This window comes from Pseudomonas sp. GW821-FHT12A04, assembly GCF_058807755.1.
Map to the genome: position 1 here is coordinate 67941 of NZ_JBXAQZ010000009.1, position 26085 is coordinate 94025.

Consider the following 26085-nt stretch of genomic DNA (forward strand, 5'->3'; position numbering starts at 1 on the left):
AACGGTAAAGGCTGGATATGCAGGAAGACGCCCCAAAAATCGCCAAGGACGCCGCGCCGACCGGCACCCAGACCCTGCTTCGCGGGTTGGGTGTGGTCCAGGCCGTGGCCAGCGGCGCCCGCGATCTCAAGGAAATCGCCCGGCTGATCGGCACCACGCGCAGCACCACCCATCGCCTGGCCAGTTGCCTGGTGGACGAGCGTTATCTGCGGGTGGTGCCGCAAGTCGGTTATTTGCTGGGGCCGAAACTGATCGAACTGGGCTTTCAGGCCCGTGAAGAGCTGCCGTTGGTGACCCTGGCCGGGCCGTACCTGGATGAGTTGTCGGCGTTGACCGGCGACACCATTCACCTGGCGATCCGTGAAGGCGACGAAGTGCTGTACCTGCACAAGAATCCGGGGCGCAATGGCCCGGAAATGCGTTCGCGGGTCGGCCATCGCATGCCGTTGGCGCGCACCGGGATCGGCAAGGCGCTGATGCTCGATGATTCGCAGCAGGAGTGGCAGCGCCTGTACGAAGTCAGCCTGCCGGTGGGTGGGAAAAACCAGTTCTGGCCGCAGCACCCGGAGCAAACCTGGGAGCAGTTTCAGCAGCGCATGGTCGAGTATGTGGCCGGCGGTTATGCGTTCGACCTGGAAGACAACGAACCTTCGATCCGCTGTGTGGCCGCTCCGATCCGTGATGCCAGCAAGCGCATCGTCGCCGGCATCAGCATTGCCAGTACTGTGCCTTACATGCCGCTGGAAAAAATGGCCGAGCTGATTCCCCTGATCAAAGGGGTCACGGCCCGGCTGTCGGCGGAGCTTGGCTTGAAGGTTTAGATTTTCAAGGTCGCCATGTCGATGACGAAGCGGTACTTCACGTCACCGGCGATCATGCGGGCGTAAGCCTCGTTGATCTGGCGGATGTCGAGCATCTCGATGTCGCAGGTGATGTTGTGTTCGGCGCAGAAATCCAGCACTTCCTGGGTTTCGGCGATGCCGCCGATCAGCGAGCCGGCGAGCACGCGACGCCCCAACACCAGTTTGGCGGCATGTACCGGTGGCTCCACCGGTTCGATCAACCCCACCAGGATATGTACGCCGTCGAATCGCAGCGTATCGAGGTAAGGGTTGAGGTCGTGCTGCACCGGAATGGTGTCGAGCAGGAAATCGAAGTGCCCGGCCGCAGCCTGCATCTGGGCATCATCGGTGGACACGATCACATGGTCCGCACCCTGGCGACGAGCCTCTTCGGCCTTGCTCGCCGAACGGGTGAACAAGGTCACCTCGGCGCCCATGGCCTTGGCGAACTTGATGCCCATGTGGCCCAGGCCGCCCATGCCGAGAATCCCGACCTTGTCACCGGCCTTCACGCCGTAGTGCTTGAGCGGTGAGTAGGTGGTGATGCCGGCGCACAGGATCGGCGCGGCGCTGGCCAGGGGCAGTTTTTCCGGGATACGCACCACAAAGTGCTCGCTGACCACGATGCTGTCGGAGTAGCCGCCCATGGTGTTGCTGCCATCCACGCGGTCCGGGGTGGCGTAGGTCATGGTCGGACCTTCGAGGCAGTATTGCTCGAGGTTGGCCTGGCAGGCTTCGCAGCTGCGGCACGAATCGACCATGCAGCCGACACCGACCAGATCACCGACTTTATGCTGGGTGACACTCGCACCTACGGCGGTCACCTTGCCTACGATTTCGTGGCCAGGCATCAGCGGGTAAACGGCAATGCCCCACTCGTTGCGGGCCTGATGGATGTCGGAATGGCAGACGCCGCAGTAGAGAATCTCGATGGCAACGTCGTCAGGCCTTGGGCTGCGACGTTCGAATTTCACGGGGGCGAGGGGAGTGGTGGCCGACTGGGCGGCGTATCCGATGGCGGTGTACATGGTGAACCTCGCAAAAACGCTGACGGGTGAGGTGGCGCATTCTGGGCGTCGTCCCCTGTACCGGCCATGGCGATTCCTCCGGGTGTCATGCCTATTCCTCCGGCATCCGCCTCTGTTCGAAGCCATTGGCAATCAGACCTGCGATGATGCTTTCGTCCCTTATTCCGTGACCTTTTTTGTGAAGAGCCCCGATGCTGTTGACCCGTTACCTTGATGCCAATGCCACCCTGGTTTCGCTGATCGAGCCGCTGTCCACTCGCGACGGTTTCGTCCCGACTGCGTTGCCGGGCGTACAGGTTCTGCGGGCCAGTTGCGACGTGGCCCGTGGGCCGCAGATCTATGAGCCGAGCCTGGTGATCATCGCCCAGGGCAGCAAACTGGCGTACCTGGGGCCGCGCACCCTGGAATATGGTGCTGGGCATTACCTGATTCAGGCGCTGCCGGTGCCGTTCGAGTGTGAAACCTTTGCCGCGCCCAGCGGGCCCATGCTGGGTGTTTCCGTCGCGATCGACCGGGTGATGCTGGGCGAGTTGGTGTTGGCGATGGGCCTGGCGCCGGGGCGGCATATTCCGGCGCAAACACCGGAGTCCATGACCTCGGCAGTGCTCGATGACGCCATGCGCGGTTGTGTCGAGCGGCTGCTGCGTTGCCTGCACGATCCGCTGGAATGCCAGATCATGGGGCAAGCGCGTTTGCGTGAGTTGCTGTTCGTCGCCTTGCGCGGTCCGCAAGCCGATGTGTTGCGGGCACTGGTTGAGCAGCAGGGGCAATTCGCCCGGATCGCGGCATCCCTCAGTCATCTGCATGCGCATTACACCGAACCGTTGAATGTCGAGACCCTGGCCAGTTGCGCCAACATGAGTGCGTCGACCTTTCACGAGCATTTCAAGCGCAGCACCTTGTTGTCACCGGTGCAGTACCTGAAGCGATTGCGTCTGCTGCGGGCACAGCAGTTGTTGGTGGGGGAGGGGCTGGGTGTGGCGCAGGTGGCGCATCGGGTGGGGTATCAGAGCACGTCGCAGTTCAGTCGCGAGTACAAGCGGTACTTCGAGCGTAATCCCGGGGATGAACGCGCTGCCTGAGTTGGTAATAGATCCCCTGTGGGAGCGGTGTTATGTCCTGAATCGCACGCAACAAAAAGGCCCCCGTTTCGGGAGCCTTGATGTTCAGCGGTTCGGCTTACATGTTCGGGTAAGTCGGGCCGCCGGCACCTTCCGGCGCCACCCAGGTGATGTTCTGAGCAGGATCCTTGATGTCGCAGGTCTTGCAGTGAACGCAGTTCTGGGCGTTGATCTGGAAGCGCTTCTCGCCGTCTTCCTTGGTGATCACTTCATACACGCCGGCCGGGCAGTAACGCTGGGCAGGTTCGTCGTACAGCGGCAGGTTCTTGCTGATCGGGATGCTCGCGTCGGCCAGCTTCAAGTGGCATGGCTGCTCTTCTTCGTGGTTGGTACCGGAGATGAACACCGAGCTGAGTTTGTCGAAGCTGAGCTTGCCGTCCGGTTTCGGGTAGTCGATCTTCTTGCAGTCGGCCGCGAGCTTGAGGCAAGCGTAATCCGGCTTGGTGTCGTGCAGGGTGAACGGCAGTTTGCCGCCGAAGATGTTCTGGTCGAGCCAGTTGAAACCGCCGCCGACGATGGCGCCGAACTTGTGGATTGCCGGGCCGAAGTTGCGGCTGGCGAACAGTTCTTCGTAGAGCCAGCTCTTCTTGAACGCGTCCACATAAGTGGTCAGCTCTTCGGTGCCGTCCTTCTCGGCGAACAGCGCCTCGGCCACGGATTCAGCGGCGAGCATGCCGGACTTCATCGCAGTGTGGCTGCCTTTGATCTTGGCAAAGTTCAGGGTGCCGAGGTCGCAACCGATCAGCGCGCCGCCCTTGAACACCATTTTCGGCAGCGAGTTCAGGCCGCCCTTGCAGATGGCGCGAGCGCCATAGCTGATGCGCTTGCCGCCTTCCAGGTACTGAGCAAGCACCGGGTGATGCTTGAGACGCTGGAACTCATCGAACGGCGACAGGTAGGTGTTGCTGTAGGACAGGTCGACGATCAGGCCAACCACGACCTGGTTGTTTTCCAGGTGATAGAGGAACGAGCCACCGGTGTTCTCGGTGCCCATGATGTCCATCGGCCAACCGGCGGTGTGCACTACCAGGCCTGGCTGATGCTTGGCCGGGTCGACTTCCCAGATTTCCTTCAGGCCGATGCCGTAGTGCTGGGCATCAGCGTCAGTGTCCAGGTTGAAGCGCTTGATCAGTTGCTTGCCGATGTGGCCACGGCAACCTTCGGCGAACAGCGTGTACTTGCCACGCAGTTCCATGCCCGGGGTATACAGGCCTTCCTTCGGGTTGCCTTCGCGGTCAACGCCCAGGTCGCCGGTGATGATCCCGCGAACCACACCGTTTTCGTCGATCAGCGCTTCCTGAGCGGCGAAGCCAGGGTAGATTTCCACGCCCAGGTTCTCGGCCTGCTGGGCCAGCCAGCGGCACAGGTTGCCCAGGGAGATGATGTAGTTGCCTTCGTTGTGCATGGTCTTGGGCACAAAGAAGTCTGGAATTTTCTGCGCGCTTTCAGCGTTCTTGAGCACGAAGATGTCGTCGCGGGTGACGGGCGTGTTCAGCGGCGCGCCGAGTTCTTTCCAGTTCGGGAACAGTTCGTTCAGGGCCCGTGGTTCGAACACGGCGCCGGACAGAATGTGAGCACCGACTTCGGAGCCTTTTTCGACCACGCAGACGCTGATTTCCTTACCGGCTTCGGCGGCCTTCTGCTTCAAGCGGCAGGCGGCGGAAAGACCAGCGGGGCCGGCACCGACGATGACCACGTCGAATTCCATGTATTCGCGTTCCACAGGTTATCTCCTACTCAAGGCTCAACAGTTTTTTTTCTAATTTGGAAGTCGGGTGTCGCATCCATGAATTCCGGCGCAACGCCGGAAGAGGACAATCGATTGACCACCTTTCTCTTTTGGTGGCGCATTATATCTACACCACTCTCAGCGTCCAATACAAACGTTTGTTTGAATTGGCTCAAAGCCAGAGAAATCAAAGTCACGCGCCTTATGAACGGCCATTTTGGCGTATTGACCGGAATAGGCGTTCCGGTCAAGATACGGGCGGTTTTGCGCTCGCCGTAGGCTGGCTGTTGGTTTCAAGAGCACCTCTAAAGACAGGGCGATGGCAGTAGAGAGTGATGCGCTGCGCGGGTTTGATGTGCAGTTTACACGCCGCGATGTTGAATGACTCGTCAGTCACCACTGACCAACGGTCATCCAGATCATGAGCGATGGTCACTTGACAGCTTTGCCGGCGTTTTTGGAGGTGCCCTTGCGCCCGATGAGCATCAACCGCCAGGTTCGCCTAGGCGACTTTCTTTTCACCGGAGAGTAACGAGGAATCCATGAAGGTTCTTGTAGCTGTCAAACGCGTTGTGGATTACAACGTCAAGGTTCGCGTCAAGGCGGACAATTCCGGCGTCGATCTTGCCAACGTCAAGATGTCGATGAACCCGTTCTGCGAAATCGCCGTGGAAGAAGCCGTACGCCTGAAAGAGAAGGGTGTTGCGACTGAAATCGTCGTCGTCTCCGTAGGCCCGTCCACCGCTCAAGAGCAACTGCGCACCGCGCTGGCTCTGGGTGCCGACCGCGCCATCCTCGTCGAGTCCGCCGAAGACCTGACTTCCCTGGCTGTTGCCAAACTGTTGAAAGCTGTTGTCGACAAGGAACAGCCTCAGCTGGTGATCCTTGGCAAACAGGCCATCGACAGCGACAACAACCAGACCGGCCAGATGCTCGCTGCATTGAGTGGCTACGGTCAGGGCACGTTCGCTTCGAAAGTCGAAATCAGCGGCGACAGCGTAGCTGTGACCCGTGAAATCGACGGCGGCGCGCAGACGGTTTCCCTGAAACTGCCGGCGATCGTCACCACCGACCTGCGTTTGAACGAGCCGCGTTATGCGTCTCTGCCAAACATCATGAAAGCCAAGAAGAAGCCTCTCGAAGTGCTGACTCCGGATGCTTTGGGCGTTTCCACCGCCTCCACCAACAAGACTTTGAAAGTCGAAGCGCCGGCTGCACGTAGCGCGGGTATCAAGGTCAAGTCGGTGGCTGAACTGGTCGAGAAACTGAAAAACGAAGCGAAGGTAATCTAAATGACTATCTTGGTTATTGCTGAACACGACAACAAAGTGCTGGCCCCGGCCACGCTGAACACCGTTGCTGCTGCCGCCAAAATCGGTGGCGACATCCACGTTCTGGTTGCAGGTCAGGGCGCTGGCGCCGTGGCTGAAGCCGCTGCGAAAGTAGCTGGCGTGGCTAAAGTGCTGGTGGCCGACAACGCCGCCTATGCACATCAACTGCCGGAAAACGTTGCTCCTCTGGTTGCAGAGTTGGGCAAGGGCTACAGCCACATCCTGGCTGCCGCCACTTCCAACGGCAAAAACATCCTGCCGCGCGTTGCCGCTGCACTGGACGTTGACCAGATCTCCGAGATCATCTCGGTAGAAAGCGCCGACACTTTCAAGCGTCCGATCTATGCCGGTAACGCCATCGCTACCGTTCAGTCGAACGCTGCGGTCAAGGTGATCACCGTGCGTGCCACCGGTTTCGACCCGGTTGCAGCTGAAGGTGGCTCCGCTGCCGTTGAAGCTGTTGGCGCTGCCCACGACGCTGGCATCTCCAGCTTCGTTGGCGAAGAACTGGCCAAGTCCGATCGTCCGGAACTGACCGCTGCCAAGATCGTCGTTTCCGGCGGTCGCGGCATGCAGAATGGCGACAACTTCAAACACCTGTACGCCCTGGCCGACAAGCTGGGCGCTGCCGTCGGTGCATCGCGCGCCGCAGTCGACGCAGGTTTTGTACCCAACGACATGCAGGTCGGTCAGACCGGCAAGATCGTTGCTCCACAGCTGTACATCGCCGTCGGTATCTCCGGCGCGATCCAGCACCTGGCCGGCATGAAAGACTCCAAAGTGATCGTTGCGATCAACAAGGACGAAGAAGCGCCGATCTTCCAGGTGGCCGATTACGGCCTGGTGGCGGACCTGTTCGAAGCCATCCCTGAGTTGGAGAAGCTGGTCTAATCCGGCTGCTTCACTTATAAAGAGCCCGGCCTTTTGGTCGGGCTTTTTTTTGCTCTTCATTCTGTAGGAGCGAGCTTGCTCGCGATGGACGTTAACGATGACGCGTCGATCCTGGATAAACGCGGTGTCTTTGAATCCATCGCGAGCAAGCTCGCTCCTACAGGGGGGGCATAACCAGGTATGAGTGGAGTGTGAAGCCATGGATCTGCGCTGTGTGTGGAGCTTGCTGGGATTGACGCTATTGCCGGCGCTGTCTGTCGCCGCGGGTAAATGCGAGCGGCTGGTGGTCACCGGCAGCCCGGATGCACCGCCGTACCTGTGGCAAGACCCGCACAATCCCAAATACCTGATCGGTGCCAGCGCCGATTTGCTGCAGCAAGTGGCGGGGGAGTTGGGGCTCAAGGTCGAACTGCTTTATGCCGGAAAACGCGCCCAGGCCCTGGACGAAGTGCGCAGCGGGCGCATGGACATGCTGGCGGACGCGACGTTGACCGTCAGCGAGCTGGAGACCCTGGACTACATCCATCCAGCCTTGCTGGAAAACGACTACCTGGTCTGGACTCGCAAGGACTCGACACTGGTCTACAACGAAGCACAGGACCTGCACGGCCATCCCGGTGCCGTGTCGGAAAAGGCCCGAATGACCCCGCAATTCAGCACCTTTGCTGGACAGCAACTGACCCTCACGCGCACGTCCAACCTGACCCAGGCCTTTCAGAAACTGCTGTTGGGCGAGGTCGAGTTTGTACTGGCAGGGCGTTACTCGGGCATGGCGACCGCACAGACACTGGGCATGGCCGCTGACCTGGTCGCGCGCGCGCAACCGGTCGACAAACCTGGCCTGTACCTGGCGATTTCCCATGACTCGGCGTGCAACGATCCGTGGTTGCGCGGACAGTTGGCCAAAAAGATGACAGAATTGCCCGCGTCCGGACTGACGGAGGCCGTGCTGATGCGCAATATCGAGCGATGGAAAGCACAACGCTCACAACCACAGCCAAGCCCCCCGCAACAACCCGTCAGTACCCCAAAACAGTAAGGATTTTCAGTGAGTATTCGACCTCTTTTCGCTGCCGTGGCCTTTGCCGCCCTGACGGGTTGTGCAACCGATCCTGCGCCGAATGAACAGATTCGCCTGACCGAACAGGCACTCGAACAGGCCAAGGCCGTAGGCGCCACCGCCGACGATGTGCCGGAAATGAAACTGGCCGAAGACAAGTTCAACCGCGCCAAGGGCAACATGACCGATCAATCCTTCAAAAACGCACGCATGCGGGCCGAACAGGCCGAACTCGATGCGCGCCTGGCTGAAGCCAAGGTGTTGACGGCCAAGAGCGAGGAACAGTTGAACGTGCTCAACACCCGCATCGCCCGCCTGCGCAAGCAACTGGGGGATGCCCAATGAGCCTCAAGAGCAAAGCCCTCGGCGGTTTGATCCTGGCAGGCTGCGCGAGCCTCTTTGGCTGCGCCAGCCAGCACAGCGAGTCCGCGTTGCAGCAGGCCGGTGCCGACTTTCAGAAGGTCAAGGAAGACTCCAATGTGCTGCGAATCGCCCCCAAGGACGTGATTCGCGCCGGTGAGTCCCTGGCCCGTGCCGATCGCCTGTCCAGCTATTGGGGCAGCGGTTCGGACGTGGTGCATTACGCCTACCTGAGCCAGCGCTACAGCGCCATTGCCCGGGAGCACACCAATCAGGTGCTCAACGAAGAGCAGGCGGCGAAACTCGAACTGGAACGGCAGCGTCTGCAACTGGCATTGCGTGAATCCAAACTGTTCAGCGTGCAGCAGCAAGGCAAATGGCTCGAGGAGCAGATCCTGGCATTGACGACCAGCCAGACCGACCGCGGTCTGGTGATGACCTTGGGCGACATGCTGTTCGACACCGGCGAAGCGGAATTGAAACCGTCGGCCAACCGTGTGGTGTTGAAGATCGTGCAGTTCCTGCAACTCAACCCCAAGCGAGTGGTGCGGATCGAAGGTTATACGGACAGTACCGGGGGCAAGCAGGAAAACCTCAAGCTGTCCCGCGACCGCGCGCAATCGGTGGCTGACGTGCTGATGGACCTGGGTATCGACGACAAGCGCATCCAGGTCGAGGGTTATGGCGACGAGTATCCGGTGGACGCGAACGCGTCGGAACGGGGCCGGGCGCAGAATCGTCGGGTGGAAATTGTGTTTTCCGACGAAAAGGGCCAGCTCGGCGCTGCCCGCTAAGGGTTGCGTCGCTGGAAAGCCCGGCCTGCCATGCAGTGCCGGGTTTTTTTATGCCTGCCGATTACCGCACAAAACAGTACAGATTTTGCTGACACTGCACTGTACGGTCGACTATTGTGGCAACTGTCCCCGTACACTTCTAAACTGTTCCGGTATTGTTTCACACAAGAATAAAATGCCCGTGAAATCGAGTGCTGCGTCATGACCAATCTTTTGCTCTATCAACGTATTGCTCAACAACTGGCCGAAGACATCCGCCGTGGGGTCTATCAGCCGGGGGAGCGCGTGCCTTCGGTGCGCAAGATGAGCTCGCAGCTCAATGTCAGCCATGCGACGGTGTTGCAGGCGTATGCCAATCTCGAGGATCAGGGGCTGATCCGCGCCCGGCCGCAGTCGGGTTACTACGTGCACCAGACGCCGGCGCTCACCGCGCCGACGCCGGACATCGCCCGGGTCGAGCGCCCCGGGCTGGTCACCCGCAGCAGCATCATTCAGCAAGTCCTGGTCGAGTCCCGTCGTGAAGGTGTCTTCCCGCTGGGCGCTGCGGTGCCGAGTGTCGACTATTTGCCGGTGCGGGCACTGCATCAGCAATTGGCCAAAGTCACCCGTTTCCATAGCCCGCGGGCCTTCAGCTACATGTTCAGCCCTGGTTTCGAGCCGTTGCGCCGACAGGTGGCGATCCGCATGCGCGATGCCGGCGTGGTGGTCGATCCGTCGGAAGTGGTGATCACCCACGGTTGCGTCGATGCGCTGCAGATGTCCTTGCGTGTGCTGACCCGTCCGGGCGATCTGATCGCGGCCGAGTCGCCGACCTATTACGGGTTGCTGCAACTGGCCGACCTGTTGGGGCTCAAGGTCATCGAGATCCCCAGTGATCCAGCCACGGGCATGAGCCTGGAAGCCCTGCAACTGGCGGCCAACCAATGGTCGATCAAGGCGTTGGTGCTGACCACCCGCCTGAGCAATCCGTTGGGCGGCACCATGCCAGAGGAGCGGCAGAAACAATTGCTGCGCCTGGCGTCGGACTTCGATATCCAGATTGTCGAAGACGATATCTACGGTGAGCTGATGTTCGAGCAGGGGCGCACCAAGTCTCTCAAGGCCTATGATCGGCTGGACCGGGTGATCTATTGCTCGAGTTTCTCCAAGACCCTGTCGCCTGGCGTGCGGATCGGCTGGATGATTGCCGGCAAGTATCAGCAGGAAATCCAGCGCTTGCAGACCTTCAGTACGCATTCCGCGTGCAGCGTGACCCAGATGGGTATTGCCGCGTACCTGGAAAATGGCGGGTACGACCGGCATTTGCGCTTCATCCGTCAGGAGTACCGGAAAAACCTCAGCGCCTTCCAATTGGCGGTGCAGCAGTATTTCCCTGAAGGCACGCAGATGACCCGACCTACCGGCGGCTTCATTCTGTGGGTCAGTCTGCCGGGGCGGGTCAACACGCAAGAGTTGCACGTGCGGGCATTGCAGCAGGGCATCAGTATCGCGCCGGGACTGATCTTCAGTAATACCGAGCAATTCAATCACTGCATCCGGCTCAACTGCGGCACCCCGTGGAACCGCGAGGCCGAGCGTGCATTGATGACCCTGGGCATGCTGGCCACCCAACTCTGCCAGGAGATGGCTGGCGGTTTGTAACAGGCTGCGACTGCGCTTGTCTTGTGGGCTGCAACAGGCGAGCATATGCATCTCTGCCGTTTGCACCCACCGTTGGATACATGAAACCGACTTTTCCTGCCGCCTGGCTTTGGCTCTGCCTGATTGCGAGTATTCAGCCGGCATCCGTCGTGGCTGCCACCGAGCAGGATCAGACTACCGGCAGTTTCCACGTCGCACCGATAGAAGCCGCACCTGTCAAAAAAGCCTCGGTGGCCGGTAAGCAGGCGACGCCCGTGAAAAAGCGTCCGCCCATTGCCTCCAAATCGAAACCGGCCAGCGAGGTGGCAAAGACTGAGCTTCCATCTACCAAACTGGATCTGAGCTTGCCCAAGGATATGGTTCAAGAGCTCAAGCCGGTCGGAACGGTGCCGTTGGTCAGGCGCGAACCGTTGTTACCCCAGATGTTCGGTGACAAAAGCGGCAACAGCGAGTTCCAGCTCAACGGCCGCCTGCTCAGCAACGAAATGCAGCTGCAACTGCGAAATGAAGAACGCCACGAGGTCGAAGGCGCGGCACTGGATTTCGAGTTCAAGCAGTAACCCTGTCAGGATCCACGAGCCGCAGGCCAGACGCTTTGTCGGAGACTGGCCGGTCATGCTCGTTTGCGTTGAAAAACCCGCCCGCAGGTAATTTAAAACAACTGTTTTAACGGGTACTCTGTGCCCCGTCCATTAACACATTGCTCGTCGCGAGGAGCTTGTCGTCATGAAATGCCGTGAGGGCTGTGGCGCTTGTTGCATTGCCCCTTCCATCAGTTCGCCGATTCCCGGTATGCCCAATGGCAAGGCCGCGGGGCAGCGTTGCCTGCAACTTTCCTCCGATAACCTGTGCAGTATTTTCGGCCAGCCGGAACGGCCGGCGGTGTGTTCTGCCTTCGAGGCCGACCCCGAGGTGTGCGGAAGCAGCAGCGAAGAAGCCATCCGGTTGATTGGCTGGTGGGAGCAAATGACGGCGGCGTGATGTGTTCTACGAACGGAACTTCAACAATAAGGAATAAGACTATGGGTTCGCTGCATCGTATGGCTGTGTTGTGTGGTTTGGCGGTTGTGCTAGCTACCTCGGCGGCTCAGGCCGAAGACTGGAAAGTCAAGAAAGACGAAGACGGCATCAAGATCTCCCTGAGTGAAGTGGCCGGCTCCGACTACAAGGCCTACCAGGGCGTCACGCTGATGAAGACCACCATGGCCAAGCTGCGTGCGTTGCAGGACGACGTGTCCGGAGCCTGCGCCTGGATTCACGAATGCAAAACCCAGAAGCTGCTCAAGCACGAAGGTGAGCAGAGCTGGACCTACACTCAGTTCAACACCCCGTGGCCGGTTACTCCCCGTGATTCGGTGTTGCACATCACCACCATCGAAGGGGCCGATGGCAGCCTGACCCGCAAGCTCGAAGGCGTGCCGAAATACATTCCTGAAGAAAAAGGCTTCGTCCGGGTCACCAAGGTCGACGGTTTCTGGAAGTTCGTACCCAAGGGCGACCAGATCGAAGTGACCTATCAGGTGCACACAGAGCCGGGCGGCAGCGTGCCGTCGATGGTGGCCAACAAGTTCGTGGTGGATGCCCCGTTCAATACCTTGAAAGCCCTCAAGGAACGCGCCGAGAAGTAATTGTGTCACTCTTTTGAGGTGACTTCGTGACGCCCCGACTCGATCGGGGCGTTTGCTTTTTTGAACGATGCTCAGGTTTTAATTTGTTTCCGGATATGCGTTGCACGAAATTTTCACCCACTCTCCAAGACAATTCGCCGGCTCTCCCGTAACGCGCAGCGTATGGCTGAATGCAGGATGAAAGACTCGGGATGAGGGTAGTTATCAATGGCAATGCTGCCGTTGATCGTGCAACATTTGCGCACCGCGCAAACCCCCAGGCCTGGTACGGGCCGAAAAGAGGGCAAGGCGCAGCTGTATTTTTGAAACTTCAACTTCCAATGGGTCCTAAAACGACATGGCAATCCCGGACGCCCTGAGTCAGCAGCGAGCTTCTAGTCGCCTGCTGCAACCGACCGTCAAATCGCATCTGGCCTACACGCTGTTGTGTGCCCTGGTCATGATGGTCATGTTCAGTCTGCTGCGCGTCGCGCTGCTGGCTTACAACAGCTCAATGATCCTCGACACACCGGCTTCGACCTTCCTCGAGGCATTCGCCAACGGTCTGCGTTTCGACCTGCGCCTGGTGGTCTATCTCAGTATTCCGTTGCTGCTGGCCTTGTTCAGCGCCCGGGCCATGGCGGCACGCGGGCTGTTCCGACTCTGGCTGACAGTGGTCTCCAGCATCGCGCTGTTCCTGGGCCTGATGGAGATGGACTTCTATCGTGAATTCCACCAGCGCCTCAACGGCCTGGTCTTCCAGTACGTCAAGGAAGACCCGAAAACCGTGGCCAGCATGCTCTGGTATGGTTTTCCGGTGGTCCGCTATCTGCTGGCGTGGGCTCTGGGTACCGTGATCCTGAGCATGGCATTCAAGGGTGCCGACCGTGCGACCCGCCCTCGTGGCCCGTTCAGTGGCGGCAGCATCGGCACACGCAAGGTCGCGCCGTGGTATGCACGCATTGGCGTGTTCGTGGTTTGCCTGCTGATCTGCGTCGTCGCGGCCCGTGGCACCTTGCGCCAAGGCCCGCCGATGCGCTGGGGTGATGTCTACACCACAGATTCCAACTTCGCCAACCAGTTGGGTCTCAACGGTACGCTTTCTCTGGTCGCCGCCGCCAAGAGCCGGATGTCCGAGGATCGCGACAATATCTGGAAAGCCACGCTGCCACAGCCACAAGCCCAGCAAGTGGTGCGTGACATGCTGGTGATGGCGGATGACAAACTGGTGGATGGCGAGACCGCGGCGGTACGTCGCGATTACACCCCGCCAGCCGACAAGACCTTGCCGATCAAGAACGTCGTCGTGATCCTGATGGAAAGCATGGCCGGTCACTCGGTGGGTGCGCTGGGTGGGCCAGGCAACATCACGCCGTACCTCGACAAACTGTCGAAGGAAGGCTTGCTGTTCGACCGCTTCTTCTCCAACGGTACCCATACCCACCAGGGCATGTTCGCCACCATGGCCTGTTTCCCGAACCTGCCGGGCTTCGAATACCTGATGCAGACCCCGGAAGGCAGCCACAAGCTGTCCGGCCTGCCGCAGTTGCTCAGCGCCCGTGACTTCGACGACGTGTATGTCTACAACGGCGATTTCGCCTGGGACAACCAGTCGGGTTTCTTCAGCAACCAAGGCATGACCAACTTCATCGGCCGTAACGATTTCGTGAATCCGGTGTTCTCTGATCCGACCTGGGGCGTGTCCGACCAGGACATGTTCGACCGTGGCCTGGTCGAGCTCAAGGCGCGGGAAAACGGCAAGCCGTTCTATGCCTTGCTGCAAACCCTGTCCAACCACACGCCTTACGCCTTGCCGACGCCATTGCCGGTCGAGCGCGTGACCGATCGTGGCAACCTGAACGAACACCTGACCGCCATGCGTTACTCGGACTGGGCACTGGGCCAGTTCTTTGAAAAGGCCCGCAAGGAGCCGTACTTCAAGGAAACCCTGTTTGTCGTCGTCGGTGACCACGGTTTTGGTAACGAACGGCAGATCACCGAAATGGACCTGGGCCGCTTCAACGTGCCGATGCTGATGATCGCGCCGGGCATCCAGGAAAAGTTCGGCCAGCGTGACCACACCGTGGGCACTCAGATCGACATCGTGCCGACCATCATGGGCCGCATCGGTGGCGAAGTACGTCATCAGTGCTGGGGACGCGACCTGCTCAACCTGCCGCAAGGCGACGCCGGTATTGGTGTGATCAAGCCGTCGGGCAGTGAGCAGACCACGGCCGTCCTCACCGCGGACCAGATTCTGGTCCTGCCGAAGGACAAGGACATGGCGCCGAAGTTGTATCAGTATGAATTGGGTGCCAACCCTCGCGCCGAAGTCATTGCTGATGCGCCGCGTACCGCCGAGTTGAAACTCAAGCTCGAAGCGTTCCTGCAAACAGCGACCAAGAGTCTGCTGGACAACACCGCCGGTGTTGTTGATGGCAAGCCGGACTAAGTTGTGACGCAAAAAAAGAGGCCCTTCAAGGGCCTCTTTTTTTGCCTGGCGGATACTTATATTCGGCCAAGCAAGAGCAGGATCAACAGCACCACCAATACGACGCCGATGATACCGGACGGGCCGTAACCCCAACTTCTGGAGTGCGGGAAGACCGGTAAACCACCGATCAGTAACAGGATCAGAATGATGATCAGTATTGTGCCCATGTCTATTTCCTTGTCGAAAATGCAGTGGATTGACCATGCCAATCAAGGTCAGCGGGAATGAAGTAAATTCGAGCTGCTTAAAAATTCGGACTATTGCGTTTGCAGGAAAATTCCAAGTTTTTTTGAAGTATTTCGCACGGGTTCTTATTTTTTGTAGTCGCCTTGATTGCGTCAGACGCTCCCGCAGTTTGCTCGGGCCATTCAGCAATCTGATGGAGCGTGGGTCGGGCAATTTCCTTCGCTACACTCGGTGCATCTTCCAAGAACAACAAGGCTGTCTGCTATGCAAAATCGCATGATGATCACTGGTGCAGGCTCTGGCCTGGGTCGCGAAATCGCGCTGCGCTGGGCGCGTGAAGGCTGGCAACTGGCTTTGTCGGACGTCAGCGAGCCCGGCTTGCAGGAAACCCTCAAGCTGGTCCGCGAAGCGGGCGGCGACGGTTTCATCCAGCGCTGCGACGTACGCGATTACAGCCAGTTGACAGCGTTCGCCCAGGCCTGCGAGGTCAAACTCGGCGGCATCGATGTCATCGTCAATAACGCGGGTGTAGCGTCTGGCGGGTTCTTCAGTGAGTTGTCCCTGGAGGACTGGGACTGGCAGATCGCGATCAACCTGATGGGCGTGGTCAAGGGCTGCAAGGCTTTCCTGCCACTGCTGGAAAAAAGCAAAGGCAAGATCATTAACATCGCGTCCATGGCCGCGCTGATGCAAGGCCCGGCGATGAGCAACTACAACGTGGCCAAGGCGGGCGTGGTGGCATTGTCCGAAAGCCTGCTGATCGAGCTGGCGCATCAGGAAGTCGGCGTGCATGTGGTGTGTCCGTCGTTCTTCCAGACCAACCTGCTGGACTCCTTCCGTGGTCCGACCCCGGCCATGAAAGCCCAGGTCGGCAAGTTGCTGGAAAGCTCGCCCATCAGCGCCGCCGACATCGCCGACTACATCTATCAGCAGGTCGCCGCCGGCGAGTTCATGATTCTGCCCCACGAACAGGGCCGCATGGCCTGGGCGATCAAGCAGAAGAACCCGCAATTGCTCTACAACGAAATGACCGCCATGGCCGACAAAATGCGCGCCAAGGCCAGGCAATCCGCAAGCTGATCTTGCCCGCAGGCAACGCTGTGGTTAGGGTGGCCGCCATCGGCCATCCTCGCGAGACGCTTGCATGCTTAATTACCTGTGGTTTTTCGTCGCCGCGCTGTTCGAAATTGCCGGTTGCTTTGCTTTCTGGATGTGGCTGCGCCAGGGGAAAAGCATGTGGTGGGTGGTGCCGGCGCTCCTGAGCCTGACCCTGTTCGCCCTGCTGCTGACCCGGATCGAAGCCACCTACGCCGGCCGCGCCTACGCCGCTTACGGCGGCATCTACATCATTGCCTCAATCGGCTGGCTGGCCGTGGTCGAGCGGATTCGTCCGCTGGGTTCGGACTGGCTCGGCGTGGCGCTGTGTGTGATCGGCGCGAGCATCATTCTGTTCGGGCCGCGATTCTCCGCGTCCTGACAGATCGGCCCTACAATCAACCGGTCTGTCAGACCTTTCCGTAAGTGGTGTGCGTCAAGGGCTGTCAGTCCGGTCTGGTTTGCTGTCGGAGCATTGTAGGCGTACCGCGGGCCGGGCATCTTCAAGGGCCAGAAACTCCTGAAGGACACTCCTCATGCTCGTACTCACTCGCGTTGTGGGCGAAACCATTTCCATCGGTGAAAACATTTCCGTGCGCGTTCTCGCGATCAACGGAAGCAACATCCGCTTTGGCGTTGAAGCGCCTCAGGACGTCAATGTGCACCGCTGTGAAATCTACGAACGCATCCAGAACAAACTGGCGAAAACCAAGGGACGCTGAAGACTTCAGTCGAACAGGTGCTTGGGCACATCGTGCTTGAGCATCAGTTGGCACTGCTCGCTTTCCGGGTCGAAGACAATCAGTGCCTGACCCTTGGTCAAGGCCTGGCGCACGCGCAGTACGCGGGTTTCCAGGGGGGTGTCGTCACCATTGTCCGTGCCGTCGCGGGTCACGAAATCCTCGATCAGGCGGGTGAGGGTGTCGACTTGAAGTTGGTCGTGGGGGATCAGCATAGGCACCTCGGTTGGATCAATGGCGCGATGCTACGGCGAATGACCGGTATCGGCTAGCCTGGGGTTTGATGTCGTCTGCTCTGACGCCATCGCGAGCAAGCTCGTTCCCACAGGCGACCGGGTTCTTTCATGGGAATGCGGTCGAGTGTGGGAACGAGCTTGCTCGCGATAGCGGTTTACCAGGCAATGAAGATCCTGGATCAGTTCTCCGACCGCTGCCCCACCAGGCTGTCCACCGACGGCACCCGTGTATCGCTTTCCATCTGTGTGTCATGTTCGAGCTGATGGCTGAAGCGGTCCAGTGAGCCTTTGGCCGGTTGTGCATCGCTGGCAAACACGGGCGGGCTGAGGATGTACGCACCGAGCAGGCGGCTCAGGGCGGCGAGGCTGTCGATGTGGGTGCGCTCGTAACCGTGGGTGGCATCGCAGCCGAAGGCGAGCAGGGCGGTGCGAATGTCGTGGCCGGCGGTCACCGCTGAATGGGCGTCGCTGAAGTAGTAGCGGAACAGGTCGCGGCGTGCCGGCAACTCGTTGTCGCTGGCCAGGCGCAGGAGGTGGCGTGACAGGTGATAGTCATACGGCCCGCCGGAATCCTGCATCGCGATGCTCACTGCATGCTCGCTGGAATGTTGGCCAGGCGCGACCGGCGCGATGTCGATGCCGACGAATTCACTGACGTCCCAGGGCAGCGCCGCCGCCGCGCCGCTGCCGGTTTCTTCGGTGATGGTGAACAGCGGATGGCAGTCGATCATCAGTTCTTCACCACTGTCGACAATGGCCTTGAGCGCCGCCAGCAGTGCGGCCACCCCGGCCTTGTCGTCGAGGTGACGGGCGCTGATGTGGCCGCTTTCGGTGAACTCCGGCAGCGGGTCGAAGGCGACGAAATCGCCGACGCTGATGCCCAGCGACTCGCAGTCGGCACGGGTGGCACAGTAGGCGTCCAGACGCAATTCGATGTGATCCCAACTGATCGGCATCTCATCCACGGCGGTATTGAATGCGTGCCCGGAAGCCATCAGCGGCAAGACGCTGCCGCGGATCACGCCATTGTCGGTAAACAGGCTGACCCGGCTGCCCTCGGCAAAGCGGCTGGACCAGCAGCCGACGGGCGCGAGGGTCAGACGGCCGTTGTCCTTTACTGCACGCACCGCCGCGCCAATGGTGTCCAGATGGGCGGAAACGGCGCGGTCGGGGCTGTTCTTCTTGCCCTTGAGCGTGGCGCGGATGGTGCCGCGACGGGTCAGCTCGAAGGGAATGCCCAGTTCTTCAAGACGTTCGGCGACGTAGCGCACGATGGTGTCGGTGAACCCGGTGGGGCTGGGAATGGCGAGCATTTCCAGCAGCACTTTTTGCAGATAGCCGAGGTCCGGTTCGGGGATTTTGCTGGTCATGGAAACTCCTGATGAGTTGAGCGCATCGATGGTTTCGATGAGGGGTTTGTTTTGCCTGTCAGGCCGCCATCGCGAGCAAGCTCGCTCCCACAGGGAAATGCGATCAAAGGTGGGAGCGAGCTTGCTCGCGATGGCATCAGCCCAGCCAACACATGGCTAAGAGACCACCGGCTGACTGTACGGAAACAACAGATCCACAAACCGCTCCGCCGTCGGCTGCGGTTCGTGGTTGGCCAGCCCGGCCCGTTCGTTGGCTTCGATAAACACATAGTCCGGCTGGTCAGCGGCGGAAACCATCAAGTCAAGGCCGACCATGGGAATGTCCAGCGCCCGAGCCGCGCGGACGGCGGCGTCCACCAGCGTCGGGTGCAGGATCGCCGTGACATCCTCAAGCACGCCGCCGGTATGAAGATTCGCCGTGCGCCGTACGAACAGGTGCTCACCGGCCGGCAGAATGCTGTTGTAGTCGTATCCGGCGGCGCGCAAGGTGCGCAGGGTTTCCTGGTCCTGCGGGATCTTGCTTTCGCCGCCCGTGGCCGCCTGTCGCCGTCGGCTCTGGGCTTCGATCAATGCACCGATGGAGTGTTGGCCGTCGCCGACCACTTCGGCTGGCCGGCGAATGGCGGCGGCGACCACTTCAAAACCGATCACCACAATGCGCAGGTCCAGGCCCTCGTGGAAACTTTCCAGCAGCACGCGGCTGTCGAAGTGGCGAGCGGCTTCTATGGCTTGCTGCACTTCTTCTATGGTGCGCAAATCCACCGCCACCCCTTGGCCCTGTTCACCATCCAGTGGCTTGACCACCACGCGCTGGTGTTCATCGAGGAAGGCCAGATTGTCATCGGCGTTACCCGCCAGTTGCTGCGCCGGCAGGTTCAACCCCGCTGCCTTGAGCACTCTGTGGGTCAGGCTTTTGTCCTGGCACAGGGTCATGCTGACGGCGCTGGTCAGGTCGCTCAGGGATTCACGGCAGCGTACCCGGCGCCCGCCATGGCTGAGGGTGAACATCCCGGCGTCGGCGTCATCGACGTGCACATCGATGCCACGACGGTGTGCTTCTTCGACAATGATCCGCGCGTAGGGGTTGAACGCGGCTTCCGGGCCGGGCCCGAGAAACAGCGGCTGATTGATGCCGTTCTTGCGCTTGATGGCGAAGGTCGTCAGGTTACGAAAACCGAGCTTGGCGTAAAGGTTTTTCGCCTGGCGGTTGTCGTGCAGCACCGACAGGTCGAGGCAGGCGAGCCCGCGACTCATGAAGTGTTCGATCAAATGCCGCACCAGCACTTCACCGACACCCGGCCGCGCACAATGCGGGTCGACCGCCAGGCACCACAGGCTGCTGCCGTTTTCCGGGTCGTTGAAGGCCTTGTGGTGGTTGAGGCCCATGACGCTGCCGATGACCGCGCCGCTGTCCTCGTCTTCGGCCAGCCAGTACACCGGGCCGCCCAGATGGCGCGGCGTCAGCAGGGTGGCATCGATCGGCAACATGCCGCGGGCCTGATACAGCTGATTGATCGCCTGCCAGTCGGCATCGCTTTGCGCGCGTCGAATGCGGAAACCGCGAAACACCCGGGTCGCCTGACGGTAGTCGCTGAACCACAGGCGCAAGGTATCGGACGGGTCGAGGAACAGCTGCGTCGGCTCCAGCCCCAGCACTTGCTGGGGCGCGGCAACGTACAGGGCAATGTCCCGTTCGCCGGGCTGCTCGTTGAGCAACTCCCCGGCCAGGCTCGCGGCATCGGCAAAGGTGTGGCCGATCAGCAAGCGCCCCCAGCCGCAATGCACGGCAATCGGCGCCCCGCCGAGTTCACTGCCATCCTCGGCCAGACGAGCCTGCAAGCGTTCGTAGGAGGGCGACTGGCCGCGCAACAGGCGTTGGCTGAAAGCCGTGGCGTGAGGTTTCATCGGTCAGATTCCTTGTTCGCTGAGCCACAGGTTGAGGGCCGCCAGTTGCCACAGCTTCGAGCCGCGCAACGGTGTCAATTGCCCCTGTGGATCAGTCAGTAGACGGTCGAGCATCGCGGGGTTGAACAGGCCGCGATCCTGGCTGGGGTCAAGCAGCAGCTCGCGCACCCATTCCAGCGTATCGCCCTGCAAATGCTTGAGGCCCGGCACCGGGAAGTAACCTTTCTTGCGGTCGATCACTTCACTGGGAATCACTTGTCGCGCGGCTTCTTTCAAGACTTGCTTGCCGCCGTCCGGCAGTTTGAAACGCCCCGGAATCCGTGCCGACAGCTCCACCAGGCGGTAATCGAGAAACGGCGTGCGCGCTTCCAGGCCCCAGGCCATGGTCATGTTGTCGACCCGTTTGACCGGGTCGTCCACCAGCATCACCGTGCTGTCCAGACGCAAGGCCTTGTCCACCGCCGCATCTGCACCGGGCTGGGCGAAATGCGCTTTGACGAAGTCACCGGCGGCGTCATTCGCGGTCAGCCATTTCGGTTGCACGGTGGCGGCGTAGTCGTCGTAACTGCAGTCGAAAAACGCTTCGCGGTACGCGGCATACGAATCACTCGCGCCGTCCACTTGCGGATACCAGTGGTAACCGGCGAACAGTTCATCGGCGCCCTGGCCGCTCTGGACGACTTTGCAGTGTTTGGCCACCTCCCGTGACAACAGGTAGAAGGCGATGCAGTCATGGCTGACCATCGGCTCGCTCATGGCACGGAACGCGGCGGGCAGTTGTTCGATGATTTCCTTTTCGTCGATGCGCAGTTGATGGTGCTGCGTGCCGTAGTGTCGGGCGATCAGGTCCGAATACTGGAACTCGTCTCCACGCTCGCCGCCGGCATCCTGGAAGCCGATGGAGAAGGTCGACAGATTGTCCACGCCGACTTCCCGCAATAGACCCACCAGCAGACTTGAATCGACACCGCCGGACAGCAGCACGCCGACATCCACCGCCGCACGCTGACGAATCGCTACCGCTTCGCGGGTGCTGTCGAGCACACGGTCGCGCCAGTCCTCGAGGGTCAGCTTCGTCTCATCGGCGTGAGGGCCGTAGGGCAGGGTCCACCAGGTTTTCTGCTCGGTGCGACCATCGGCTTCGATGCGCATCCAGGTGGCCGGCGGCAGTTTTTCAATGCCCGCCAGCAAAGTGCGCGGTGCCGGGACCACGGAGTGGAAGTTCAGATAGTGATTGAGCGCCGCGGGATCGAGGATCGGGTTGATGTCGCCGCCCTTGAGTAATGCCGGCAGCGCCGAGGCGAAGCGCAGGCGCTGGTCGGTGCGCGACAGGTACAGCGGTTTCACGCCGAGACGGTCGCGGGCGATGAACAGGCGTTGGGCATCGCGCTCCCAAACGGCAAAGGCAAACATGCCGTTGAGTTTCGGCAGCAAGGCTTCGCCCCAGGCGTGATAACCCTTGAGCAACACTTCGGTGTCGCCACCGGAATAGAAGGCGTAACCCAGGCTTTCAAGTTCCGCGCGCAGTTCCGGAAAGTTGTAGATCGCCCCGTTGAAGGCCAGGGACAAGCCCAGTTGCGGGTCGATCATCGGCTGCGCCGAGCCGTCCGACAGGTCCATGATCTTCAGGCGCCGATGGCCCAGGGCAACCGGCCCCTGGCTATGAAAACCCCAGGCGTCGGGGCCGCGGGGGGCCAGGTGATGGGTGATTCGTTCAATGGCTGCAAGGTCTGCAGGTTGATGATCAAAACGTAACTCGCCAGCTAATCCGCACATAAATTCCTTACCGGTTTTTCCGTTGGGGAGGGTCGATCGATACCGCGCCGAAACGGCGGGTACTCAGAAAGTGACCCTCCTCGGTAAGGGGAGTTTTAGATCGATGAGTTATATGCGCGCCAGACCACGGCCGAATCGCCCCGTGAGGGCGACTTCGGCTGCTCTATCGACTACTTACCCCGGATCAGGCGTCTCAGGGCAAATCGGTTGGGGTGACAGGCTTCGGCCACGCTTCTGGGCAACGGCAGGGGTTCGTTGTCCAGCCAGGCTGCCAGCAGTTCTGCGGACAGCGGCGCGGTGATCAGGCCGCGCGAGCCGTGACCGCTGTTGACGTACAAACCGTCAAGCCATGGGCATTCGACGTCCGGCACCTGCCGGGCATCCTTGCCCAGCGCCGCATACGCCTGAGTGAACGCCTGGGTGTCGGCCAAGGGGCCGACGATTGGCAAGTAGTCGGGGCTGGTGCAGCGAAAAGCGGCGCGCCCCTGGAGACTTTCAGGCGCAAGTTTATCGGCCTGTAAACGCTCGACCAGATCATGGGAAATCTCTTCGAGCATGGCCAGGTTGCCCAGGTGTTCTGCCGTGGTCGGTGTCAGGTCATCGCTCTTGAAATCGAAACTGGCCCCCAGGGTGTGTTCGCCCAAACGGGCGGGGGCGACATAGCCTTCGGCACACACCACGGTGCTCAGGGCCTGGCTTTGCGGAGTTTGCGCCAAGCGGGTGATTTGCCCGCGAATGCGCTTGAGCGGCAGCTCGGCGCTCTCGGGGAAACGCTGGATTTCAGCCGCACCGGCGAGCACCACCACGGGAGCATCGGCAAGCAACCGCTCGCTGTCCCAGGCTTGCCAACGGCCTTCAACCTTGCGCAGTTCCAGCGCATCGTGATGGGTGAGCAATTGAATCAGTGGATGCGCAGCCTGCCACTGGCACAGCGCCGGTGGGTGGACCCAGCCGCCTTCGGGATAGAACAGGCCGCCGTGTGCCAGTCCGATACCGGCCACGGCCTGTGCTTCGGGTTGATCCAGCAGGTGCAGCAAGTCCACGGGAAACGCCGCGGCCAATTGCGCCTGGCGTTCGGCTTCCTTGGCATTGAAGGCCAGTTGCAGCACGCCACAATCGTCCCAATCGCGGCCTCGTTGCAAGTGTTCGAGCAGACGTCGGGTGTAGCCGAATCCACTGACGATCATTTGCGACAGCGCCGTGCCATGGGCGGATAACTTCAGGTAGAGCACACCCTGCGGGTTGCCCGAGGCTTCCCGGGCGATGGCGTCGTGGCGCTCCAGCAATGTCACTTGCCAGCCCCGCGCGGCGAGGCTGGCGGCGCTGGCACAACCGGCCAGGCCGGCACCGATCACCAGTGCCTGGCGCTCGCCGGTCAGCGGGGCCGGGCGTGCGAACCAGGGTTTATCCAGGGCCGGGGCCGGCGTTTCCAGGGGCCAGCCGAGGAACTCACCGCGCAGGATCTCCCATTTGTGGCCGATGCCGGGGGTGCGTTTCATCTTGAAGCCGGCGGCGTTGAGCAGGCGCCGCACCCAGCCGGTGCTGGTGAAGGTGCTGATGGATGCACCGGGAGCGGCCAGGCGAGCCAGCTCGGCAAACAGTTCGGCGGTCCACATGTCGGGGTTTTTCGCCGGGGCGAAACCGTCGAGGAACCAGGCGTCGATTCGGGCATCGAGTTGCGGCAGTTGCTCCAGTGCATCGCCGATCAGCAGCGTCAGGGTGACGCGGCCGTGGTCCAGCGTCAGGCGCTGAAAACCCTGATGGATGGCCACGTATTGCTCAAGCAGTTGATCGGCAAATACCTTGAGTTCCGGCCACAGTGCCAGGGCCCGTTGCAAGTCGTCCGGGCTCAACGGGTATTTCTCTACGCTGACAAAATGCAGCCGCGCTCCGGCCGCTGCGTGTTGCTCGAACACCTGCCAGGCGCACAAAAAATTCAGCCCGGTGCCGAACCCCGTCTCACCGATGACCAGCCGCCCACCCTTGGGCAAGGCGGCAAAGCGTTCGGCCAGTCGATTCTGCTCGATGAATACATAGCGGGTTTCATCCAGCCCTGACTTGTCGGAGAAGTACACATCGTCGAACACTCGCGAATACGGGCGACCTTGGTCGTCCCAGTCGAGCTGGGCGTGGGGCAATACAGGTTTCATGGCAGGCTCGGCAGCGGCAAGGCGGCCATTCTAGCCGATTGAAGGTGTGGTGCTTGATCCGTGGCAAGGTATGAACGGGCTGAAACCGGGAAAATCATCAACCTGCACAAAGCCCCCTCGCCACAGGAATCCGCAACCATCCGGAAAATCTCCACTGACCTTCAGGTCCATCCGCTAGTCTTGCTCACATCTGGAAGGGAGCCGCCCATGTTTGAATCCGCCGAAATCGATCACGCCATCGACAAAGAAACCTACGACGCCGAAATCCCGGCCCTGCGCGAAGCGTTGCTCGAAGCGCAATTCGAATTGCAGCAGCAACGCCGCTTCCCGGTGATCATTTTGATCAATGGCATCGAAGGTGCCGGCAAGGGTGAGACGATCAAGGTGCTCAACGAGTGGATGGACCCGCGCCTGATCGAGGTCCGCACGTTCGATCAGCAAACCGACGAAGAGCTGGCGCGGCCACCGGCCTGGCGGTACTGGCGGATGCTCCCGGCCAAGGGGCGCATGGGGATTTTCTTCGGCAACTGGTACAGCCAGATGCTGCAGGGGCGGGTCCATGGCGAGTTCAAGGATCCGCGCCTGGACCAGGCGATCAATGCCGCCGAGCGCCTGGAAAAGATGCTCTGCGATGAAGGTGCGCTGATCTTCAAGTTCTGGTTCCACCTCTCCAAGAAGCAAATGAAGGCTCGCCTCAAGGCACTGGCCGACGACCCGCTGCACAGCTGGCGCATCAGCCCGCTGGACTGGCAGCAGTCGCAAACCTACGACAGGTTCGTGAAGTATGGTGAACGGGCGCTGCGCCGCACCAGTCGCGTTTATGCACCCTGGCATGTGATCGCCGGGGCGGATGCCCATTATCGCAGCCTGGCCGTGGGGCGGATTCTGCTGGCGGGCCTGCAGGGCGCATTGAAGCGACCGAAGATCCATCCGGAAAAGGTCAGCGCCGCGCCAGTGTTCCCCAGTGTCGATCAAGTGAACCTGATCGACAGCCTGGACCTGACCCTGCAGTTGGACAAAGAAGATTACGAAGAACAACTGATCACCGAGCAGGCGCGGTTTTCCGGGTTGATGCGTGACAAACGCATGCGCCGCCACGCGCTGGTGGCGGTGTTCGAAGGCAACGACGCGGCCGGCAAGGGCGGGGCGATCCGCCGGGTAGCGGCAGCGCTTGATCCGCGCCAGTACAGCATCGTGCCGATTGCCGCGCCCACCGAGGAAGAACGGGCGCAACCGTATCTGTGGCGCTTCTGGCGGCACCTGCCGGCCCGGGGCAAGTTCACCGTGTTCGACCGCTCCTGGTATGGCCGGGTGTTGGTGGAGCGCATCGAAGGTTTTTGCAGCCCGGCAGACTGGCTGCGTGCCTACGGTGAAATCAACGATTTCGAAGAACAGCTCACCGACGCCGGTGTGATCGTGGTCAAGTTCTGGCTGTCCATCGACAAACAGACGCAACTGGAGCGCTTCGAAGAGCGCGAAAAGATCCCCTTCAAACGCTTCAAGATCACTGAGGACGACTGGCGCAACCGTGATAAATGGGACGACTATCGCGCGGCGGTCGGCGACATGGTCGACCGTACCAGCACCGAGATTGCGCCCTGGACCCTGGTGGAAGCCAACGACAAACGCTGGGCGCGGGTCAAAGTCTTGCGCACCATCAACCGGGCACTGGAGGAGGCTTTCGAAAAAACCGCCCGGCATGAACGCAAGCGTAAGGACAAGGATTGAG

The 26085-nt window shown here is 60.6% G+C and carries 24 protein-coding genes; 16 read left to right on the top strand and 8 right to left on the bottom strand.

All coding sequences use genetic code 11. The features are described from left to right. The first annotated feature begins 17 nt into the window (after positions 1-17). Complete coding sequence (locus tag AC1RS8_RS15485; RefSeq protein ID WP_489339052.1) at positions 18-821, top strand: IclR family transcriptional regulator; 804 nt, start codon at positions 18-20, stop codon at positions 819-821. Here the strand turns inward: AC1RS8_RS15485 and AC1RS8_RS15490 are convergent. Continuing rightward, on the bottom strand, positions 818-1870 hold the full coding sequence (locus tag AC1RS8_RS15490; protein WP_057713737.1) for an NAD(P)-dependent alcohol dehydrogenase: 1053 nt from the start codon (positions 1868-1870) through the stop codon (positions 818-820). The two genes, AC1RS8_RS15485 and AC1RS8_RS15490, sit on opposite strands and share 4 nt — an antisense overlap. 191 nt (positions 1871-2061) lie before the next feature. Here AC1RS8_RS15490 and AC1RS8_RS15495 point away from each other — a divergent pair, with 191 nt between their 5' ends. Continuing rightward, the gene (locus tag AC1RS8_RS15495; protein ID WP_057713738.1) at positions 2062-2952 is read left to right on the top strand and encodes an AraC family transcriptional regulator; all 891 of its coding nucleotides are present in this window, start codon (positions 2062-2064) and stop codon (positions 2950-2952) included. Between the two features lie 97 nt (positions 2953-3049). On the opposite strand, the gene AC1RS8_RS15500 is transcribed toward AC1RS8_RS15495, so the two are convergent. Continuing rightward, entirely contained in the window at positions 3050-4714 is a 1665-nt protein-coding gene (locus tag AC1RS8_RS15500; protein ID WP_057713739.1) for an electron transfer flavoprotein-ubiquinone oxidoreductase, read from the bottom strand. A 548-nt stretch (positions 4715-5262) separates the two neighbouring features. On the opposite strand from AC1RS8_RS15500, the gene AC1RS8_RS15505 reads away from it, so the two are divergent. The 10 genes from AC1RS8_RS15505 to AC1RS8_RS15550 all read left to right on the top strand — a co-directional run bounded on the left by AC1RS8_RS15505 (position 5263) and on the right by AC1RS8_RS15550 (position 14856). After that, positions 5263-6012: an electron transfer flavoprotein subunit beta/FixA family protein gene (locus tag AC1RS8_RS15505; RefSeq protein ID WP_015093946.1), complete on the top strand. Its 750-nt coding sequence runs from the start codon at positions 5263-5265 to the stop codon at positions 6010-6012. Beyond that, positions 6013-6942: an electron transfer flavoprotein subunit alpha/FixB family protein gene (locus tag AC1RS8_RS15510; protein WP_008004325.1), complete on the top strand. Its 930-nt coding sequence runs from the start codon at positions 6013-6015 to the stop codon at positions 6940-6942. Positions 6943-7141: 199 nt separating this feature from the next. Then, positions 7142-7981 (top strand): substrate-binding periplasmic protein, encoded by an 840-nt coding sequence (locus AC1RS8_RS15515; protein ID WP_057713741.1) that lies wholly within the window; start codon positions 7142-7144, stop codon positions 7979-7981. Between the two features lie 9 nt (positions 7982-7990). Next, positions 7991-8347, top strand: coding sequence for a DUF4398 domain-containing protein (locus tag AC1RS8_RS15520; protein ID WP_489339051.1), 357 nt, complete (start codon positions 7991-7993; stop codon positions 8345-8347). Beyond that, a complete protein-coding gene (locus AC1RS8_RS15525; protein WP_057713742.1) occupies positions 8344-9156 on the top strand; it encodes an OmpA family protein in 813 nt (270 codons plus the stop codon). Before AC1RS8_RS15520 ends, AC1RS8_RS15525 begins: the two co-directional genes overlap by 4 nt. Positions 9157-9357: 201 nt before the next feature. After that, positions 9358-10797: an aminotransferase-like domain-containing protein gene (locus AC1RS8_RS15530; protein ID WP_007973699.1), complete on the top strand. Its 1440-nt coding sequence runs from the start codon at positions 9358-9360 to the stop codon at positions 10795-10797. An 80-nt stretch (positions 10798-10877) separates the two neighbouring features. Next, positions 10878-11357, top strand: a complete 480-nt coding sequence (locus AC1RS8_RS15535; protein ID WP_489339050.1) for a translation initiation factor 2 — start codon at positions 10878-10880, stop codon at positions 11355-11357. A gap of 166 nt (positions 11358-11523) precedes the next feature. Continuing rightward, complete coding sequence (locus AC1RS8_RS15540; protein ID WP_046037440.1) at positions 11524-11778, top strand: YkgJ family cysteine cluster protein; 255 nt, start codon at positions 11524-11526, stop codon at positions 11776-11778. Between the two features lie 41 nt (positions 11779-11819). Further along, positions 11820-12425, top strand: a complete 606-nt coding sequence (locus tag AC1RS8_RS15545) for an START domain-containing protein (RefSeq protein ID WP_489339049.1) — start codon at positions 11820-11822, stop codon at positions 12423-12425. Between the two features lie 337 nt (positions 12426-12762). After that, the gene (locus AC1RS8_RS15550; protein ID WP_223502415.1) at positions 12763-14856 is read left to right on the top strand and encodes an LTA synthase family protein; all 2094 of its coding nucleotides are present in this window, start codon (positions 12763-12765) and stop codon (positions 14854-14856) included. A 56-nt stretch (positions 14857-14912) separates the two neighbouring features. Here AC1RS8_RS15550 and AC1RS8_RS15555 read toward each other — a convergent pair whose 3' ends face one another. Beyond that, on the bottom strand, positions 14913-15071 hold the full coding sequence (locus AC1RS8_RS15555) for a DUF3309 family protein (protein WP_172435350.1): 159 nt from the start codon (positions 15069-15071) through the stop codon (positions 14913-14915). A 277-nt stretch (positions 15072-15348) separates the two neighbouring features. On the opposite strand from AC1RS8_RS15555, the gene AC1RS8_RS15560 reads away from it, so the two are divergent. The 3 genes from AC1RS8_RS15560 (at position 15349) to csrA (ending at position 16901) form a co-directional block, all read left to right on the top strand. Further along, positions 15349-16164, top strand: coding sequence for an SDR family oxidoreductase (locus AC1RS8_RS15560; RefSeq protein WP_057713747.1), 816 nt, complete (start codon positions 15349-15351; stop codon positions 16162-16164). A gap of 64 nt (positions 16165-16228) precedes the next feature. Beyond that, positions 16229-16561, top strand: coding sequence for a YnfA family protein (locus AC1RS8_RS15565; protein WP_057713748.1), 333 nt, complete (start codon positions 16229-16231; stop codon positions 16559-16561). Between the two features lie 154 nt (positions 16562-16715). Further along, positions 16716-16901 (top strand): carbon storage regulator CsrA, encoded by a 186-nt coding sequence (gene csrA, locus AC1RS8_RS15570; RefSeq protein ID WP_057713749.1) that lies wholly within the window; start codon positions 16716-16718, stop codon positions 16899-16901. 5 nt (positions 16902-16906) lie between these two features. On the opposite strand, the gene AC1RS8_RS15575 is transcribed toward csrA, so the two are convergent. From AC1RS8_RS15575 to mnmC, 5 genes are all read right to left on the bottom strand, one after another. Further along, a complete protein-coding gene (locus AC1RS8_RS15575) occupies positions 16907-17134 on the bottom strand; it encodes a YheU family protein (RefSeq protein ID WP_056727184.1) in 228 nt (75 codons plus the stop codon). A 200-nt stretch (positions 17135-17334) separates the two neighbouring features. Continuing rightward, complete coding sequence (locus AC1RS8_RS15580; protein ID WP_150726222.1) at positions 17335-18525, bottom strand: osmoprotectant NAGGN system M42 family peptidase; 1191 nt, start codon at positions 18523-18525, stop codon at positions 17335-17337. A gap of 156 nt (positions 18526-18681) precedes the next feature. After that, a complete protein-coding gene (ngg, locus tag AC1RS8_RS15585) occupies positions 18682-20430 on the bottom strand; it encodes an N-acetylglutaminylglutamine synthetase (protein ID WP_489339048.1) in 1749 nt (582 codons plus the stop codon). A gap of 3 nt (positions 20431-20433) precedes the next feature. Next, positions 20434-22206 (bottom strand): N-acetylglutaminylglutamine amidotransferase, encoded by a 1773-nt coding sequence (locus AC1RS8_RS15590; RefSeq protein WP_489339047.1) that lies wholly within the window; start codon positions 22204-22206, stop codon positions 20434-20436. Positions 22207-22376: 170 nt separating this feature from the next. Further along, positions 22377-24356, bottom strand: a complete 1980-nt coding sequence (mnmC, locus tag AC1RS8_RS15595) for a bifunctional tRNA (5-methylaminomethyl-2-thiouridine)(34)-methyltransferase MnmC2/FAD-dependent 5-carboxymethylaminomethyl-2-thiouridine(34) oxidoreductase MnmC1 (RefSeq protein WP_489339046.1) — start codon at positions 24354-24356, stop codon at positions 22377-22379. A 207-nt stretch (positions 24357-24563) separates the two neighbouring features. On the opposite strand from mnmC, the gene pap reads away from it, so the two are divergent. Beyond that, the gene (gene pap / locus AC1RS8_RS15600; RefSeq protein ID WP_489339045.1) at positions 24564-26084 is read left to right on the top strand and encodes a polyphosphate:AMP phosphotransferase; all 1521 of its coding nucleotides are present in this window, start codon (positions 24564-24566) and stop codon (positions 26082-26084) included. Position 26085: the final 1 nt, after the last annotated feature.